The 17,693-nt window shown below is 40.0% G+C and carries 14 protein-coding genes; 8 read left to right on the plus strand and 6 right to left on the minus strand.

Going from position 1 to position 17,693, the window contains the following annotated elements:
- Position 1 precedes the first annotated feature (1 nt).
- Positions 2 to 3,085: a formate dehydrogenase-N subunit alpha gene (fdnG, locus tag DPV81_RS04640; protein WP_143422667.1), complete on the minus strand. Its 3,084-nt coding sequence runs from the start codon at positions 3,083 to 3,085 to the stop codon at positions 2 to 4.
- Between the two features lie 275 nt (positions 3,086 to 3,360).
- Between fdnG and fdhD the strand changes: the two genes are divergently transcribed.
- A complete protein-coding gene (gene fdhD, locus DPV81_RS04650; RefSeq protein WP_111386982.1) occupies positions 3,361 to 4,170 on the plus strand; it encodes a formate dehydrogenase accessory sulfurtransferase FdhD in 810 nt (269 codons plus the stop codon).
- A 68-nt stretch (positions 4,171 to 4,238) separates the two neighbouring features.
- On the opposite strand, the gene DPV81_RS04655 is transcribed toward fdhD, so the two are convergent.
- On the minus strand, positions 4,239 to 5,285 hold the full coding sequence (locus DPV81_RS04655; RefSeq protein ID WP_111386983.1) for an ABC transporter substrate-binding protein: 1,047 nt from the start codon (positions 5,283 to 5,285) through the stop codon (positions 4,239 to 4,241).
- Positions 5,286 to 5,433: 148 nt separating this feature from the next.
- Here DPV81_RS04655 and uvrD point away from each other — a divergent pair, with 148 nt between their 5' ends.
- The 5 genes from uvrD to DPV81_RS04680 all read left to right on the plus strand — a co-directional run bounded on the left by uvrD (position 5,434) and on the right by DPV81_RS04680 (position 11,602).
- Entirely contained in the window at positions 5,434 to 7,611 is a 2,178-nt protein-coding gene (uvrD, locus tag DPV81_RS04660) for a DNA helicase II (RefSeq protein WP_111386985.1), read from the plus strand.
- 109 nt (positions 7,612 to 7,720) lie between these two features.
- Positions 7,721 to 8,725, plus strand: coding sequence for an ABC transporter permease subunit (locus DPV81_RS04665; RefSeq protein WP_165818961.1), 1,005 nt, complete (start codon positions 7,721 to 7,723; stop codon positions 8,723 to 8,725).
- Positions 8,726 to 8,737: 12 nt separating this feature from the next.
- Positions 8,738 to 9,634 (plus strand): ABC transporter permease subunit, encoded by an 897-nt coding sequence (locus DPV81_RS04670; protein ID WP_111386987.1) that lies wholly within the window; start codon positions 8,738 to 8,740, stop codon positions 9,632 to 9,634.
- An 8-nt stretch (positions 9,635 to 9,642) separates the two neighbouring features.
- The gene (gene dppD / locus DPV81_RS04675) at positions 9,643 to 10,626 is read left to right on the plus strand and encodes a dipeptide ABC transporter ATP-binding protein (protein WP_111386988.1); all 984 of its coding nucleotides are present in this window, start codon (positions 9,643 to 9,645) and stop codon (positions 10,624 to 10,626) included.
- Positions 10,619 to 11,602: a peptide ABC transporter ATP-binding protein gene (locus DPV81_RS04680; RefSeq protein ID WP_111386990.1), complete on the plus strand. Its 984-nt coding sequence runs from the start codon at positions 10,619 to 10,621 to the stop codon at positions 11,600 to 11,602. The genes dppD and DPV81_RS04680 overlap by 8 nt, the downstream gene beginning before the upstream one ends.
- Positions 11,603 to 11,652: 50 nt before the next feature.
- On the opposite strand, the gene DPV81_RS04685 is transcribed toward DPV81_RS04680, so the two are convergent.
- Genes DPV81_RS04685 through udk form a run of 4 tightly spaced genes read right to left on the minus strand, consistent with a single transcriptional unit; the run spans position 11,653 to position 15,253 of the window.
- Positions 11,653 to 12,831: a sugar transporter gene (locus DPV81_RS04685; protein ID WP_111386991.1), complete on the minus strand. Its 1,179-nt coding sequence runs from the start codon at positions 12,829 to 12,831 to the stop codon at positions 11,653 to 11,655.
- Positions 12,831 to 14,018 carry an AsmA-like C-terminal region-containing protein gene (locus tag DPV81_RS04690; RefSeq protein ID WP_111386993.1) on the minus strand — a complete coding sequence of 396 codons (1,188 nt, stop codon included), beginning with the start codon at positions 14,016 to 14,018 and terminating at the stop codon, positions 12,831 to 12,833. Before DPV81_RS04690 ends, DPV81_RS04685 begins: the two co-directional genes overlap by 1 nt.
- A 3-nt stretch (positions 14,019 to 14,021) precedes the next feature.
- The gene (dcd, locus tag DPV81_RS04695) at positions 14,022 to 14,603 is read right to left on the minus strand and encodes a dCTP deaminase (protein ID WP_049370185.1); all 582 of its coding nucleotides are present in this window, start codon (positions 14,601 to 14,603) and stop codon (positions 14,022 to 14,024) included.
- 8 nt (positions 14,604 to 14,611) lie between these two features.
- Entirely contained in the window at positions 14,612 to 15,253 is a 642-nt protein-coding gene (gene udk / locus DPV81_RS04700) for a uridine kinase (RefSeq protein WP_049372428.1), read from the minus strand.
- 185 nt (positions 15,254 to 15,438) lie between these two features.
- Here udk and DPV81_RS04705 point away from each other — a divergent pair, with 185 nt between their 5' ends.
- Together DPV81_RS04705 and DPV81_RS04710 are read left to right on the plus strand one after the other, a co-directional pair.
- Positions 15,439 to 16,479 carry an ABC transporter substrate-binding protein gene (locus DPV81_RS04705; protein ID WP_005697792.1) on the plus strand — a complete coding sequence of 347 codons (1,041 nt, stop codon included), beginning with the start codon at positions 15,439 to 15,441 and terminating at the stop codon, positions 16,477 to 16,479.
- Positions 16,480 to 16,616: 137 nt separating this feature from the next.
- The gene (locus tag DPV81_RS04710) at positions 16,617 to 17,654 is read left to right on the plus strand and encodes an ABC transporter substrate-binding protein (RefSeq protein ID WP_049370187.1); all 1,038 of its coding nucleotides are present in this window, start codon (positions 16,617 to 16,619) and stop codon (positions 17,652 to 17,654) included.
- Positions 17,655 to 17,693 lie beyond the last annotated feature (39 nt).

The raw sequence follows: 17,693 nt of genomic DNA on the forward strand, positions 1-17,693 counted from the left end.
ATTATGCCTCCGCTTTCTCAATGTTTACCAAGAATGTTTTATATTCTGGTGTTTGAGTGACTGCTTCACCCCAAGATGGTGTTAAGGTGTTGGTGGAGAAACCACGATTACCTTTACCATTTAAGGCTTTCATATTCCAGTGAATTGGAATACCCACGTGATGTACGGTACGTCCGTCGACTTCTAAATCTTTCAAACGTTTTGTTACCACTGCAACGGCTTTAATGTAGCCACGGCGAGAAGTAATTTTCACCATATCACCTTTTTGGATGCCTTTTTCTGCTGCTAATTTCTCACCAATTTCCACGAATTGTTGTGGTTGAGCGATGATATTTAACGCAGATTGAGCTGTCCAACTGTGGAAGTGCTCGGTCAAACGATAAGTCGTTGCCACATAAGGGAAGTCTTTGTTTGAACCGATAAATTCACGGTCTTCTTTATAAATACGAACAGTCGGATCAGAGACGACACTTGGGTGTAGTGGGTTAGTGTCAATCGGACTTTCAATTGGTTCATAGTGCTCAGGCATAGGGCCATTCGCAATTTTATCTACAGCGAATAGACGACCCACACCTTCTGCAGACATAATAAATGGACCTGCATCAGAACCTGGTGGTTGTGTGCCATAGTCAGCGACATCTAACCAGTTCCAGTTTTTACCGTTCCATTTGATTAATTGACGGTGTTTATCCCAAGGATTACCGTTAATATCAAGTGAAGCACGGCTATAAAGAATACGACGGTTTGCTGGCCATGCGAAGCCCCAACCTAATGTACAACCTAAACCTGATGGGTCAGAGTTGTCACGGTTTGCGGTTTGGTTACCTTTTTCAGTCCATTGACCCACATAGATCCAGTTACCTGACGAGGTTGTACCATCATCACGTAAGTGAGCGAATCCGTTAAGTAATTGACCTTTTTTATACATGACGTTGCCATCAGCATCGAGAAGATCAGCAAGCGCGTAGCCGTTTAATTCTTTCGCTAATTCTACAGAACTTGGTGAATGCGGCTGAGCATAGTTCCAAGTCATCGCTTCGAAAGATTCGATACCACGACCACCTTCTTTTTGATAAAGGTGATGCATTTCTTCACGAATCATAGAAAGAATTTCAACATCTGGCAACGCTTCACCTGGTTGGTCACAGCCTTTCCAGTGCCATTGAGCCCAACGACCAGAGTTAGCAATAGAACCATCTTCTTCTGCGAAACAGGTGGTTGGTAAACGGAATACTTCAGTTTGAATATCTGCTGGATTCACATTGTTTGATTCACCAAAGTTTTTCCAGAATTCAGAAGATTCAGTTTGAAGCGGATCCATCACGATTAAGAATTTCAATTTGCTCATACCTGCAACAGTTTTGTTTTTGTTAGGTAATGAGTTTAATACGTTGAAACCTTGTAAAATCCAACCGTTTAATTTGCCATCATTCATTAACTTAACATGAGTGATAGGGTCGTATAAGCGGTCTGCTTTTGGTAAGAAATCGAAACCCCAACCATTTTCTTTGGTTGCTTTATCACCATAGAACGTTTTCATCATACTCACGAAGAATTTCGAGGTATTACGATAGTAGTTCACTTGGTTTGGTACGATATCTTTTGGCGTAATCGCATTAATGTATTGTTCGTAAGACGTATCTTTGTCATTCGGTAAACGCATATAACCAGGTAAAGACATCGGCAATAAGCCCATATCTGTTGTACCTTGTACGTTTGAGTGTCCACGTAATGCATTAATACCGCCTCCTGGCATCCCCATATTACCTAAGAGTAATTGGATCATAGCCATTGAACGAATATTTTGAGTACCGATTGTATGTTCAGTAAAGCCTAACGCATATAAGTGCGTCATGGTTTTATTCGGTGCAGAGGTTTTACCAATTTCTTCACAGATTTGTAAGAAGAGTTTTTGCTTAACACCGGTAATACGTTCAACTATTTCTGGGGTATAGCGAGAAACGTGATCTTTCAAGATATTAATCACACAACGTGGATCTTGTAAGGTCATGTCACGTTTAGCATTACCATTTTCATCAAATTGGTAATTCCATTTAGATTTATCGTAAGTACGTTTTTCTTCATCAAAGCCTACGAATAAACCATCTTCAAATTTGAAACCTTCATCAACTAAGAATGAAGCATTGGTATAGTGTTTAACGTATTCGTGTTGAATTTGGTTAGTTTCCAATAAGTAACGGATCACACCCATTAAGAATGCGATATCAGAACCGGAACGAATTGGTGCATGAAGGTCAGCTACAGAAGCTGTACGGTTAAAGCGAGGGTCAACCACGATGATTTTCGCACCGTTTTTCTTCGCTTCGATCGCCCAACGGAAGCCAACAGGGTGAGCTTCAGCAGGGTTACCACCTTGAACAATAATAAGATTGGCGTTTTTGATGTCAACCCAGTTGTTTGTCATGGCACCGCGACCAAATGATGGAGCAAGACTTGCTACCGTTGGTCCGTGTCAAGTATTCGCTTGGTTACACATCGGCACTATGCCCAACATTCGAACCCATTTATGAGTAAGAAGTGCGGCCTCGTTGCTCATGGCGGAGGCGGTCATAATACCAGTAGAGGTCCAACGGTTAACGGTTTTGCCACTTGCGTCTTTTTCAACGAAGTTCGCATCACGGTCATCTTTTAATAAACGAGAAACGCGTTTGATCGCTTCTTCCCAAGAAAGACGAACCCATTTGTCCGAACCCGGTGCTCGATATTCAGGGTATAATGCACGGCTTTCACTATTAACATAGTCTAACGCGCCCGCACCTTTAGGACATAATGCCCCACGGCTTACCGGATGGTCTGGGTCACCTTCAAGGTGGAATAATTTAGAACGGGTATTGGTGCCTGTATGGCTGCTTAAAGCATCGTAAGGTTTGCCTGTGCTATATAACAACATACCACAGCTCACTGCACAATATGTACAGGTGTTACGGGATTCAAAAGCCCGTAATAATTTGTATTCACGTGGTGCCGCTAAGACAGATGATGGTGCAAAACCCAACATTGCCGCAGACGTCCCCGCCATACCACCTGCACAGATCTTAAAGAACTTACGTCTAGAGACCTGCATAATCACTCCTTCATAACGGCGAACCGTTAAGATATTTCGATAGTATAAATTCGTATAGATAATTTATTTGATTTCGTTAAAATAACGTATCAACCATTAAATTGATTATAACAATGACCAATTTAAACGGAGTCGATTTTAACTATTTTTTAACCGAAAATCTATAATCAAAACTTGTTATAATCGCTTTAAAACTTGAGCTAGATCACAAAACAAACATTTTTTGTTAAAAAAAAGTAACATTTTTACAACAGTCATTTTATTGGGAAAAAATAATGCACTGGATAATCCAAAAAACAATTAATTTTTTTAAAAAAACATCTGAAAATCCGACCTCACTTTTAGTGGAAAAACAAGATAGTTTGGCTGCGGAAGTCCCTGTTTCACTTGTCTATAATGGTATTGCACATACCGTCATGATGTGTTCTCCCCAAGATTTAGAGGATTTTGCTTTAGGCTTTTCATTAGCGGAAGGTATTATTGAGAAAAAAGCGGATATTTATGGCATAGATGTGGTGGAAGTATGCAATGGCATTGAAGTGCAAATTGAATTATCTAGCCGTCAATTTGTAGCATTAAAAGATCATCGCCGTACATTAACAGGTAGAACAGGATGTGGCATTTGCGGCACAGAACAAATCTCACAAGTTTATAAAAAATTGCCGAAATTAGACCGCACTTTCCAATTTAATTTAAATTTATTAGATGGCTGTTTAGAACAATTACAAGCTAATCAAACACTCGGAAAAGAAACAGGGGCGACACATGCCGCCGCCTTTTTTGATTTATCGGGTAATTTACTGGCGATTCGAGAAGATGTTGGGCGACATGTGGCACTAGATAAATTAATCGGCTGGCATGCTAAACAGAATCAACCACAAGGATTTGTGCTGGTTTCAAGCCGAGCCAGTTATGAAATGGTCCAAAAATCGGTAGCTTGTGGCATCGAATTACTTGTTGCAATTTCTGCAGCAACAGATCTTGCCGTCAATATGGCTGAACAACACAATCTTTCCCTTATCGGCTTTGCTCGCCCTGGAAAAGCTAATATCTATGCGGGTAAAGAGCGGTTGGTTTTAGCTTAGTTTATCTATATAAAAACGAGTGCGGTCAAAAACATTCTTATTTTGACCGCACTTTTTGTTTATTCCTTTTATTCTTTTGGCGATTTACTCTCTAAGAGCACTTCAGAAACCCAACGTTGGGTGAGGCGTTTACCTTCTTGATCTGTACCAAATTTCATAAAATCAATATCCACCAGTTTTAATTTACCAGCCGGTAGGAAACCTGGTGCAGGTTCTGCATGGATATTGGTTGGAAGTTGGTAAGAGTCTGATTCTTTCCATGGAATTTCTTGTGCTTCTTTGCTTAGCACGAAATCCATAAATAGCTTGGCATTATCAAGGTTTCTAGCTCCTTTAATAATGCTTGCCCCGCCTAAAGAATAGCCTACGCCTTCGCATGGTAAAATGCCTTCAACTGGCGCACCATTTTTCTTCTCACGCGGATAAACCAACATAAAACCTAAATCAATCGCTACAGTACCGTTAGCCAAATAGTTGCTCGCAAGGCCTGTTTTGGTATGTTGCATGAGATTTGGCTCTAATTTTTTCAAATAATCAAAAGCTTTTTCTTCTCCCCATAATGTGGAAAAAGTACTGATAAGTGAATACCCCGTACCTGAAACGCGTGAATCCGGATATTGAATTTGCCCTTGATATTCGGGTTTTATCAGATCCGCATAACATTTTGGCGCAGGAATATTCAATTCTTTTAATTTTTTAGTATTTACCCCAATGCCAAGTTCCATTAAGTAAATAACAGAGGTGAAATTACCACGTTGATCCATCAGAGATTTAAATTGAGGCATGATATCTTTTTGTAATGGGGAGCGATAGGATTCAAGTAAGCCTAATTCTGCGGCTTGAAGATGTGGTTCAATGGTGCCTCCAAACCAGAAATCAGCTTGTGGGTTTTCTTTTTCAGCTTTAATTTTGCCTAATACAACGCCTGTACTATTACGTACAAATTGCGCATCTACATTGTATTTTTTACTAAAGGCTTGCGTGACTTTTTCGCATACTACGTTTTGTACACTGCAATATACGGTGAGTTTGCCTTCAGCCTGTGCGTGAGAAGTGTACGCGAGGGCGGTTAGGGCTGAAAGTGCGGTTAATTTTAACGTGGTTTTTATTGACATTATGTCTCCTTTTTCTTCGTCAATATTTAGTAATTATTTGATATTGGTAATATAAGCGGGCAGAGGAAATTTGTAAATATTGGGATTGTTTAAACGCATAATTCCCACTATAATCCCCTGTAAATTTAACCAGATTAAAATAAGAGCAATGGATATTTCAGAATTACTTGATGGCTTGAATGATAAACAACGTGAAGCAGTGGCAGCACCGCTTGGCAATTACCTTGTGCTTGCGGGTGCTGGAAGTGGTAAAACTCGCGTACTGACTCACCGTATTGCTTGGTTGATTGCTGTAGAAAATATTTCTGAAGGCAGCATTATGGCAGTAACCTTCACCAATAAAGCCGCCGCTGAAATGCGTCATCGTATTCAAGATACCTTATCCAAACATGCTCAACCAAATTTATTTGGCATGTGGATTGGCACATTCCATAGCATTGCTCATCGATTATTACGCTCTCACCATTTAGATGTGAACTTGCCACAAGATTTCCAAATTTTGGATTCTGAAGACCAACTTCGTTTAGTAAAACGCTTAATGAAATTGCACAATTATGATGATAAAGCGTTTCCACCAAAGCAAGCGTGCTGGTATATCAATAATAAAAAAGATGAAGGTTTAAGACCACAAGATATTGATGATTTTGGTGATCGTCAGGAAAAAGAGTGGATTAAGATTTATCAAATTTATCAAGATACTTGTGATCGTGCGGGCTTGGTGGATTTTGCTGAATTATTAATTCGTGCGTATGAGTTATTTGCTAAAAAGCCGGTGATTTTGCAACGCTATCAGCAACGTTTTCAGCATATTTTAGTGGATGAGTTTCAAGATACCAATAAAATTCAATATGCCTGGATCAAAATTCTTGCCGGCAATACGGGCAAAGTGATGATCGTGGGCGATGATGACCAATCCATTTATGGATGGCGTGGTGCACAAGTCGAAAATATTCAAAAATTCCTAAAAGATTTCAACGCTGAAACTATTCGTTTGGAACAAAATTATCGTTCTACCGGCAATATTCTGAAAAGTGCCAACCAACTTATTTCGAATAATAGTGATCGCCTCGGTAAGAATTTATGGACCGACGGTGAAATGGGGGAGCCAGTAGGTATTTATGCAGCATTTAATGAATTAGATGAGGCAAAATTTGTGGCTTCTCAGATTCAAAACTGGGTAGATGACGGTGGAAAATTAGATGATTGCGCCGTTTTATATCGTAGTAATAGCCAATCTCGTGTTATTGAAGAAGCGTTGATTCGTTGCCAAATTCCTTATCGGATTTATGGCGGGATGCGATTCTTCGAACGCCAAGAAATTAAAGATGCATTGGCGTATTTACGCTTAATTAATAATCGTCAAGATGATGCCGCGTTTGAACGTGTGATTAATACGCCTACGCGTGGTATTGGCGATCGTACTTTAGATGTGTTACGAAATTTAACCCGTGAGCGTCAAATTACCTTATGGCAAGCAGTGCAAGTGGCCACACAAGAAAATATGCTAACAGGACGAGCTTCAACTTCATTACTGCGTTTCCAAGAGTTAATTAATTCTTTACAAGTTGATACAGCCGAAATGCCATTATTTGCACAAACTGATTTTGTGATTAAACATTCCGGCTTATACGATATGTATAAACAGGAAAAAGGCGAGAAAGGTGAAGTACGTATTGAAAACTTAGAAGAATTGGTGACGGCAACCCGAGAATTTATCAAACCTGATGAAGCAGAGGATATGACCGATCTTACCGCCTTTTTAACTCATGCTTCTTTAGAAGCGGGAGAAGAGCAGGCTTCGCCACATCAATCTTGTGTGGAAATGATGACTTTGCATTCTGCAAAAGGCTTGGAATTCCCACGCGTGTTTATGGTTGGGGTAGAAGAGGGCATATTTCCAAGTTTTCGTTCATTTGAAGAGCCTGGTCGTTTGGAGGAAGAACGCCGTCTTGCTTATGTGGGCATTACTCGAGCTAAGCAAAAACTCACCATTTGTTATGCTGAAAGTCGTCGTGTTTACACGAAAGAAGAACGCCATTTACCTTCGCGTTTTATTACAGAATTGCCACCAGAGTGTATTCAAGAAATCCGTTTGCGCGGAACGGTGACTCGAGCATTAAACCAAGCGAAAGTAGGAAGTTTAAGCACGAGTTTGCCAGAAAATGAATGGAAAATGGGGCAAAAAGTGAAACATGAAAAGTTTGGTTTCGGTACAGTTATAAACGTTGAAGGCTCAGATAACAACACCCGTTTACAAATCGCTTTCCAAGCTCAAGGTATTAAGTGGTTGATTGCGCATTTGGCAAAATTAGAAAAAGTGCGGTAGAATCGGGAGGATTTTATTGCAGCGGGCATGAATATTGATGTTTGTGCTCAAAGTGCCAAGTGCGAAAGCGTTCGAAGAAATGACCGCACTTTTATCATGTGGGAAGTAGATGTTTAAATTTATTTTAAAACGTATTTTAATGGTGATTCCTACCTTTATTGCCATTACTTTTGTGACTTTTGCGCTCATTCATTTTATTCCAGGCGATCCTGTGGAGATTATGATGGGAGAGCGAGGTTTAACGCCCGAAGTTCATCAACAAATGATGAAACAACTTGGTCTTGATTTACCATTGTATCAGCAATATTTCAATTATATTGGTAATGTAATACAAGGCGATTTCGGTGAATCATTCCGCACCCAACAACCTGTTCTGAGAGAGTTTTTCACTCTTTTCCCTGCTACCTTTGAATTGGCTTTCTTTGCGCTATTTTGGTCTTTAATTGCCGGCATTACGCTAGGAACGATTGCGGCCGTCAAGAAAGATAGCTGGATTTCCCATAGCGTGACAGCTATGTCATTAACGGGTTATTCCATGCCGATTTTCTGGTGGGGATTAATTTTGATCTTATATGTTTCACCTTGGTTAGATTTACCACAAGGGGGACGTCTAGAAGACAGTTTCTGGATCGATACACCAACGGGTTTTATGTTAATCGATACTTGGCTTTCAGGCGTACCAGGAGCTTTCTGGAATGCCATTAAGTCATTGATTCTACCTGCTATTGTGTTAGGTACCATTCCACTTGCGGTAATTACCCGAATGACACGTTCTTCAATGTTGGAAGTGTTAGGTGAAGATTATATTCGTACCGCAAAAGCGAAAGGCTTAAGTTATACCCGAATTGTGATTGTACATGCCCTACGTAATGCACTCATCCCTGTTGTGACCGTGGTGGGATTGATTGTAGGGCAGCTATTATCCGGTGCAGTTTTAACTGAGACGATTTTCTCATGGCCGGGTATTGGTAAATGGATTATTGATGCGATTTCCAACCGTGATTATCCTGTCTTACAAGGCGCCGTGTTGATTATTGCTACAATTATTATTGTGGTGAATTTGACGATCGATTTACTTTATGGCGTGGTAAACCCACGTATTCGCCATCAATAAGGAGCCTTATTAATGACGGAACAAACTTTATCTATTGAAACCTTTGCTCCTCGAACACCGTTGCAGGAGTTTTGGTTTTATTTCAAACAAAATAAAGGGGCGGTGATTGGGCTCACTTTTATTCTTGTCGTCGCATTAATCAGTGTTTTTGCGCCTTGGATTGCACCTTTTGATCCTATCGAACAAAATCGTTCAGCCTTATTGTTACCACCAGCTTGGTATGAAGGTGGTAATTCAGCTTATTTACTGGGTACAGATGATATTGGGCGAGATATTCTTTCTCGTATTATTTATGGTACGCGCATTTCTGTTTTTGCGGGTTTCATTATTGTGATTTTATCTTGCATTTTAGGAACGAGTCTTGGCTTACTTGCCGGCTATTATGGCGGGGCATTAGATACATTAATTGTTCGTTTTATTGACATTATGTTGGCTATTCCAAACTTGCTTTTAACTATTGTGGTGGTGTCAATTTTAGAGCCTTCTTTAACGAATGCGACGTTGGCGATTGCCGTGGTTTCGATTCCAAGTTATGTACGCTTAACACGTGCAGCAGTATTAAACGAGAAAAACAGAGATTATGTCACCTCTTCACGAGTGGCTGGAGCAAGCGTATTACGTTTAATGTTTATTGTCATTTTACCGAATTGCCTTGCGCCTCTCATTGTGCAAATGACAATGGGGATATCTAATGCCATTTTAGAGTTAGCAACCTTAGGTTTCTTAGGTATTGGGGCAAAACCACCAACACCGGAATTGGGGACTATGTTGTCTGAATCGCGTAGTTTTATGCAGGCGGCCAACTGGTTGGTTACGATTCCAGGTTTAGTGATTTTATCGCTTGTTTTAGCATTTAACTTAATGGGCGACGGGTTGCGTGATGCGCTCGATCCAAAATTAAAACAATAGGGGGCAGAATGGCATTATTAGATGTAAAAGAACTTTCTGTTCACTTTGGTGATGAAAAAGCACCTTTTAAAGCAGTGGATCGCATTAGCTATCAAGTTAATCAAGGTGAAGTACTAGGTATTGTTGGCGAGTCTGGCTCAGGGAAATCAGTGAGTTCCCTTGCCGTGATGGGCTTAATTGATTTTCCTGGTCGTGTTTCAGCGAAAGGCTTATCGTTTGAAGGAAAAGATCTTTTAAGTTTAGCACCAAAAGAAAAACAAGAATTGATTGGCGCAGATATTGCCATGATCTTCCAAGACCCAATGACAAGCTTAAATCCCGCTTATACAGTCGGTTTTCAAATTATGGAAGCCATTAAAGCGCATCAAGGAGGTAGCAAAAAAGAACGCCGTGAGCGCACTTTAGAGCTATTGCGTCTAGTGGGTATTCCTGATCCAGAATCGAGAATTGATGTCTATCCGCATCAGCTTTCTGGCGGGATGAGCCAACGCGTTATGATTGCTATGGCGATAGCTTGTAAACCGAGATTGCTGATTGCAGATGAACCAACCACTGCACTGGATGTAACCATTCAAGCACAAATTGTAGATTTGTTGCTTGAGTTACAGCAAAAAGAATGTATGTCGTTGATTCTGATTACGCACGATCTTGCGTTAGTCGCAGAGGCGGCGCATCGTATTATTGTGATGTATGCGGGACAAGTAGTAGAAGAAGGACGAGCAGAAGATATTTTCCGTGAACCAAAACATCCTTATACTCAAGCATTATTACGTTCTTTACCGGAGTTTGCAGAAGGTAAATCTCGGTTACAATCGTTGCCCGGTGTAGTGCCAGGTAAATACGATCGCCCACAAGGTTGCTTGTTAAATCCACGTTGTCCGTATGCGACCGATCTTTGTCGAACTGTTGAACCTGAATTACGTCACGTAGGAAATCGACAAGTTAAATGTCATACCCCATTAAATGCCCAAGGAGAACCAAGCAATGTCTAATGTCGCGCAAGAAAATGCACCATTGCTCAATGCTATTGGGCTGAAAAAATATTATCCTGTGAAAAAAGGAATGTTTGCGAAAACACAGCAAGTGAAAGCATTAGATGGTGTGTCTTTTTCTCTAGAACGAGGCAAAACGCTTGCCGTGGTGGGGGAGTCAGGTTGTGGGAAATCGACACTTGGTCGTCTTTTGACGATGATAGAAGAGCCGACTGAAGGTGAGTTGTATTACAACGGGCAAAATTTCTTAGAGAATGATCACGAAACGAAAGCATTGCGCCGTCAGAAAATCCAAATCGTGTTTCAAAACCCTTATGCATCACTGAACCCGCGTAAGAAAATTGGCACAATTTTGGAAGAACCTTTAGTCATTAATACCAATTTATCGGCAAAAGAGCGTAAAGAAAAAGTATTGGCCATGATGGCAAAAGTGGGACTGCGTGCAGAGTTTTATAATCGCTATCCACATATGTTTTCGGGAGGACAGCGTCAACGTATCGCGATTGCCCGTGGTTTAATGCTTGAACCTGATGTGGTTGTGGCGGATGAACCCGTTTCTGCATTAGATGTGTCCGTTCGTGCGCAAGTGCTGAATTTGATGATGGATTTGCAAGCTGAGCTTGGTTTATCTTATGTATTTATTTCCCATGATCTTTCGGTGGTTGAGCATATTGCAGATGAGGTGATGGTAATGTATTTAGGTCGCTGTGTTGAAATGGGCACAAAAGAGCAGATCTTTAATAATCCTCAGCATCCTTATACACAAGCGTTACTTTCGGCGACACCGAGATTATCGCCTGAATTACGTCGTCAGCGGATTAAATTAAAGGGCGAATTGCCAAGCCCGATTAATCCACCAAAAGGTTGTGCATTTAATCCGCGTTGTTGGAAAGCGACCGATAAATGTCGAAATGAGCGACCGAAATTGGAAAAATATCCTGATGGTAAGCTAATCGCTTGTTTCCATCTCGATTAGAAAAGAAAAAAGAAAATGACCGCACTTATTGAGTAAGTGCGGTCATTTTTTTAGACGTTTTGAGCTCGATAGCGGAAATTGAAGAAGACAAAGATGCCGAGTGCAATAACCGCTAATGATGCACCGCTAAATCCAATATATTCAAGACCAATATGGCGAGCGATTTGGTTACCAAACAGTGCACCTGCACCAATACCAGCATTGAAAATACCGGAATAAATGGCACTTGCTACGTCCGTTGCATCAGGCGCAAGTTGTAGTACGCGCATTTGTAAGGCGAGCCCGATACAAGAGATGCCAATACCCCAAATAAAAGCAAGGGTAAACATCGTGGCGGTATAACTCGCAGAGGCAAGCATAAATGTTAAAGATATAGCCAGTAAAATTATAGCCCCACTGATAAATTGAGTTGGACCGAAACGGTATAAGCGGTTAAAGATCACACTTGCGGTAATGCCAGACACCCCAAAAACTAACAAAATTATCGTTGCAAGATTTGGATCGAGTTCACCGATTTGAACCATAAAGGGTTCAATGTAGGTATAAGCGGTAAAGTGTGCTGAAACAATGATTACCGTTGTGGCATAAAGTCCAATCAGTAATGGACGTTTTGCTAAAATCGGCAGACTAGATAACGAGCCTGCATTTTTACTTGGTAGATTTGGTAATAAACGCATAATAAATACCATCACAACCAAAGCTAATGCGGCAATGATTGCGAAAGTAATACGCCAACCAACTAATTGACCGACTAAACGGCCTAATGGTAAGCCTAAAATAGTCGCAAGGGATGTACCGATAGCGAGCATACCAATTGCTTGTGTTTTCTTATTCTTCGGTGCTACACGCATCACTAATGATGCGGTAATTGCCCAGAAGAGTGAATGCGCTACCGCAATACACATACGAGCAATGAGAAGAATCCAATAATTCCACGCAATGACAGAGATAATATGGCCGATGATAAAAATGACGAAAAGCTTCAGTAACAAGCCTTTACGTTCCATATCGCCTGTCGCGAGCATGGCAGGTAAAGACATAATCATAACCGTCCAAGCATAAACGGTCATCATTAAACCCACATCGGAGCTTTGCATATCAAAACTTTGTCCGATATCGGTGAGTAACGCAACTGGCACAAATTCCGTGGTATTAAAAATAAAAGCGGCGCAAGCCATGATGACTACGCGCCAATATTGGGTTCTTTCTGCTTTCTGATAAAATGACATTATTTTAATTTCTCTTTAATTAATTCTTTCAATTGATGACGAAAGTTTTGGTCAATATTTACCTTATACTGTGGTGAGTAGCAACTATCGAAAAAGCGAATAGGCAATGCCAGCTTTTTGTATTTTTCGTTAGTGGATCTTAAGGTTAAATTGACGTCGCATTGTACATTATCTAAATCAATGGCTCCAGCACCTTCAGCTAAAAGTGCGGTTGTTTTTAAGTTTATTTTATCGACTTTAAGCAAATGATTTTCGAATGAAAGGCTTGATTCAAAACGCTCATAAGGCGTGTTCATATTTCTACTCGCGGTTAAATCACTGTTGTAATTAATCGGTAAATACTGTGCTGCCATATCCAATAAGTTCAATCCTAAAATTTCACCATTTTGAGCATCGAAATAGAATTCCCCTTTGGTGAGTTCTGAATTAGTTAGGGCGAGCTGGATATTAAAATCAGCATTACCTGTTAATGTATTAGGGAAGTTTAGCAAGGCGATAAGTTGCGCCATTGGGAAATTTTTACCAGAAAAATTGACCGCACTTTGTTGCTCTTTATGACTAAATTTAAAGGTGGCTAAACAATTCTGGCAATCAGGTTGCAAATAGGCATTGACGGTTTTAACTGGTTTTGAAAAATCAACGTAAGTTTCAATGTAACCCAGTGGTTGTTGATTTAAACGGGCATTGACAAATTGAATCAGATTTTTGTCTTGGTGGTTTAGGTTAATATTTCCCTTGCTGAACGCAAATTGATATTTTGTGTTTGTACCATAAATCGGTTTATCAAGAGAAAGCGTTATGGCACTTTCACCTTTAAACGCAATGTTTTGGTTAAAAATATTTTTAAGTGAAAAATCAGTAAAGCGACCATGAATATTGGTATGGTTTAAGGCTTGTTCACTGAGTTTAAAATGCGTGATTTGAAATTCTTCTAAAATCGGATTACCTGAAAAAAGCGGGAAGAGCGCAAATTTAGCTTCAATGTTTTCAGCTGAAAGTTGATGATATTTCAAACCCGATAAATTTACCGTTGGTTGAGGTAGAAGGCTTAGTGAAAAATCATTTACTTGAATATCATATTGCGCTAAATGATCGGCTATGCTGTTTTTCAGCTGATTGAGTTGGATATAGAAAAAAGCAAAGATCGCAAACAGCACGATCAACAGGCTAATTGCGATCTTTTTCATGGATTAATCCTCATTAATTCGGCTCGCTACCGCATTTTGCTGATGTTTATATTTCGCATCTTTACGGCTGATGTAAGGACGAGCAGCTGGACCACTTAAAACTTCAAAACTTAAAGCACCAATTACCATATTAGGACGTAATGCTAAAGGTAATTTGCCAGAGTTGTAGAATTCCAACACAATTTTGCCTTCCCAACCTGGATCGATACGATGTGCGGTTACATGTACCATTAAACCTAAACGAGCAAGTGAAGAACGACCATCTAACCAACCGATAATATTGGCAGGGAGTTTCACAGATTCTAATGTGGTTGCTAACGCCAACATACCAGGATGTAAGAAGAAGGCTTCATCATCACCGATAATAATTTCGTCACTCATCACTGATTCAAGTTGAGCTGAGACTTCTTCTTTCGGGCCACTTAAATCAATATAAGGTGCGGAATGTTCACGAAATACGCGAAATGAATTGCCTAAACGCACATCAATGGTTGCTCCATTTATTTTGTCATTTTCAGGACGAGGCGTTAAAGAAATAATGCCATCATCTAGATAGCGTTCGATATCGGTATCGCAAAGACGCATGATTTTTCCTATTTTTGGTTTAATAAATGAAGAATTTGAGCTTTTAACATATTAATCGCAATACGGTTTTTACCACCGCGCGGAATCACGATATCCGCATATTGTTTTGATGGCTCAATAAATTGCAAGAACATTGGACGAACAGTCGCACGATATTGGTCAATGACAGATTGTAATGAACGACCACGTTCTTCCATATCACGTTGTAAACGGCGGATAAAACAAATATCTAATGGCGTATCCACGAACACAGAAATATCGGCTAATTGGCGAACTCGCTCATCAGTAAGCAATAAGATCCCTTCTAAAATTACAATTTTTTTCGGTGTGAAGTGCTTGGTTTCGCCTGTTCGGGTGTGATCAACATAACTGTAGACAGGAATATCAACGGCAGTTCCGTTTTTTAAGTCTTTTAAGTGTTGTATGAGTAAATCTCTGTCCATTGAACTTGGATGGTCATAGTTGGTTTTTACTCGCTCACTCATCTCTAAATGGCTTTGATCTTTATAGTAGCTATCTTCAGCAATAATCCCAATTTCTTCACAACCTAAGTCGTTGCAAAGTTCTTTATGAACGGTGGAAGCAATGGAGCTTTTGCCTGAAGCGGATGCCCCCGTGATAGCGATGATAATACAAGATGAGTCTGACATAGAACGTCCTCAAAAACGGAAGGTAAAAATTACAAAGATTATAAAGAAAAATCAGTTTAAATTCATCTTTCTTTTTTATTTAAATTTTTTAAATTTGTGAAGTAGTTCACGGAATTTTTTTTCGTTTTCGCTTACGATGTGCTCGTTTTTATTATTTCATCAGTGTTATTTATGAGGAGTGTACGATGAAAATGAATAAAATTTCTCTCTCCATTTCAACCGCACTTTTAGCTGCAGGCTTCATGACATCATCAGCTGTTAATGCTCAAGGGCGTTTAGTGGTGTATTGTAGTGCGACCAATATTCTTTGTGAAACGACAACAAAAGCCTTTGGCGAAAAATATGATGTGAAAACCTCATTTATTCGCAACGGTTCAGGCAGTACGTTTGCAAAAGTTGAAGCGGAAAAAAATAACCCACAAGCAGACGTTTGGTTTGGTGGTACATTCGACCCTCAAGCACAAGCAGCAGAGTTGGGTTTAATCGAACCTTATAAATCTAAACACATTGATGAAATTGTTGAACGTTTCCGTGATCCAGCGAAAACCAAAGGACATTATGTATCCGCTATTTACATGGGTATCTTAGGTTTTGGTGTGAATACCGAGCGTTTAGCAAAATTAGGTATTAAAGAAGTACCAAAATGCTGGAAAGATTTAACCGATCCTCGCTTAAAAGGCGAAGTGCAAATTGCTGACCCACAAAGTGCTGGTACAGCATACACTGCATTGGCTACTTTCGTTCAACTTTGGGGCGAAGAAAAAGCCTTTGATTTCTTAAAAGCGTTACATCCAAACGTATCTCAATATACTAAATCAGGTGTCACTCCGTCTCGTAATGCAGCACGTGGTGAAACTGCGGTAGGTATCGGCTTCTTACACGATTACGCACTTGAAAAACGTCAAGGTGCGCCGTTGGAATTAGTGGTGCCTTGTGAAGGTACTGGTTACGAGTTAGGTGGCGTAAGTATCTTAAAAGGTGCGCGTAACATTGATAACGCAAAATTATTCGTGGATTGGGCATTATCTAAAGAAGGTCAAGAGTTAGCGTGGAAACAAGGTGATTCTTTACAAATCTTAACCAACACCACAGCGGAACAATCGCCAACTGCGTTTGATCCAAATAAACTTAACCTGATCAATTATGACTTTGAAAAATACGGTGCAACTGAACAACGCAAAGCCTTAATTGAAAAATGGGTTCAAGACGTTAAATTAGCGAAATAATGTTTAAAGTGCGGTTGAAAAACATGAGATTTTTTGACCGCACTTTTACCATTTTAGCCCCACTAGATAGATTTTTACGTGGGTTTCTACGATGAGCGTATTAGCTCATCTTATTTTATAAACACAGGAGTGGACCAATGAAAATGTCTAACGTTGCTTTAGCACTTTCTGGTGTTGTATTTGGTGGCGTGTTGCTAAGCTCTCACGCATCTGCTGCAGAAGGTCGTTTAGTGGTTTATTGTAGTGCACAAAATACGATGTGCGAGCAAGAAACCATGGCTTTTGAGAAAAAATACGGAATCAAAACTAGTTTTATCCGTGGTGGTACAGGCACAATTTTAGCCAAAATTGATGCTGAGAAAGACAACCCTCAAGGGGATGTGTGGTATGGCGGTACGCTTGATCCGCATTCTCAAGCGGGTGAAATGGGCTTACTTGAAGCGTATAAGTCACCAAATCTTGCACAAATTCCTGAACAGTTTAGAGACCCAGCTAAAATTAAAGGCAACTATTCCTCCGCGATTTATCTCGGTGTATTAGGCTTCGGTATTAACCCAGAACGTTTGAAAAAACTCAATTTGCCGACACCAAAATGTTGGAAAGATCTAACCGATCCTGCGTACCGTAATGAGATCCAAGCAGCTGATCCACAAAGTTCTGGAACAGGTTATACACAATTAGCCACCTATATCCAACTTTGGGGCGAGGATGAAGCATTCAAATATCTCAAAGAACTCAATAAAAACGTTTCCCAATATACCAAATCCGGTAACACCGCAACCCGTAATACAGCGCGTGGTGAAACCGCAATCGGAATTGGTTTTTTACATGAATATTCTTTAGAGAAAGCAAAAGGCGCACCAGTTGAATTAGTTGTTCCTTGCGAAGGTACAGGCTATGAAATTGGTGGCGTGAGCATTATTAAAGGTGCAAGAAACCTTGAAAATGCGAAATTATTTGTGGATTGGGCGTTATCAAAAGAAGCGCAAGAGTTAACCTGGAAAAAAGGGGAAGCGTATTCTATTTTAACCAATAGCACCGCTGAGCAATCGCCTTATGCGCTCGATTTTAAATCCATCAATTTAATTAATTATGATTTTGACAAATACGGCTCAAGTGATTTACGTAAACGTTTGATCACAAAATGGGTTGATGATGTTAAATTAGCAAAATAATGATGTATACATAGCGAAATAATAGCTATTATATTATTT

It is taken from the genome of Haemophilus parainfluenzae, assembly GCF_003252795.1.
Taxonomy (GTDB): Bacteria; Pseudomonadota; Gammaproteobacteria; order Enterobacterales; family Pasteurellaceae; genus Haemophilus_D; species Haemophilus_D parainfluenzae_K.

What these genes read in the sequence shown, in the direction of transcription:
- dppD (WP_111386988.1), top strand. Translation starts at nt 9,643, where the DNA reads ATGGCATTATTAGATGTAAAAGAACTTTCTGTTCACTTTGGTGATGAA.
- DPV81_RS04710 (WP_049370187.1), top strand. Translation starts at nt 16,617, where the DNA reads ATGAAAATGTCTAACGTTGCTTTAGCACTTTCTGGTGTTGTATTTGGT.
- DPV81_RS04690 (WP_111386993.1), bottom strand. Translation starts at nt 14,018, where the DNA reads ATGAAAAAGATCGCAATTAGCCTGTTGATCGTGCTGTTTGCGATCTTT.
- udk (WP_049372428.1), bottom strand. Translation starts at nt 15,253, where the DNA reads ATGTCAGACTCATCTTGTATTATCATCGCTATCACGGGGGCATCCGCT.
- DPV81_RS04685 (WP_111386991.1), bottom strand. Translation starts at nt 12,831, where the DNA reads ATGTCATTTTATCAGAAAGCAGAAAGAACCCAATATTGGCGCGTAGTC.
- uvrD (WP_111386985.1), top strand. Translation starts at nt 5,434, where the DNA reads ATGGATATTTCAGAATTACTTGATGGCTTGAATGATAAACAACGTGAA.
- DPV81_RS04705 (WP_005697792.1), top strand. Translation starts at nt 15,439, where the DNA reads ATGAAAATGAATAAAATTTCTCTCTCCATTTCAACCGCACTTTTAGCT.
- DPV81_RS04680 (WP_111386990.1), top strand. Translation starts at nt 10,619, where the DNA reads ATGTCTAATGTCGCGCAAGAAAATGCACCATTGCTCAATGCTATTGGG.
- DPV81_RS04655 (WP_111386983.1), bottom strand. Translation starts at nt 5,285, where the DNA reads ATGTCAATAAAAACCACGTTAAAATTAACCGCACTTTCAGCCCTAACC.
- DPV81_RS04665 (WP_165818961.1), top strand. Translation starts at nt 7,721, where the DNA reads ATGTTTAAATTTATTTTAAAACGTATTTTAATGGTGATTCCTACCTTT.
- dcd (WP_049370185.1), bottom strand. Translation starts at nt 14,603, where the DNA reads ATGCGTCTTTGCGATACCGATATCGAACGCTATCTAGATGATGGCATT.
- fdhD (WP_111386982.1), top strand. Translation starts at nt 3,361, where the DNA reads ATGCACTGGATAATCCAAAAAACAATTAATTTTTTTAAAAAAACATCT.
- DPV81_RS04670 (WP_111386987.1), top strand. Translation starts at nt 8,738, where the DNA reads ATGACGGAACAAACTTTATCTATTGAAACCTTTGCTCCTCGAACACCG.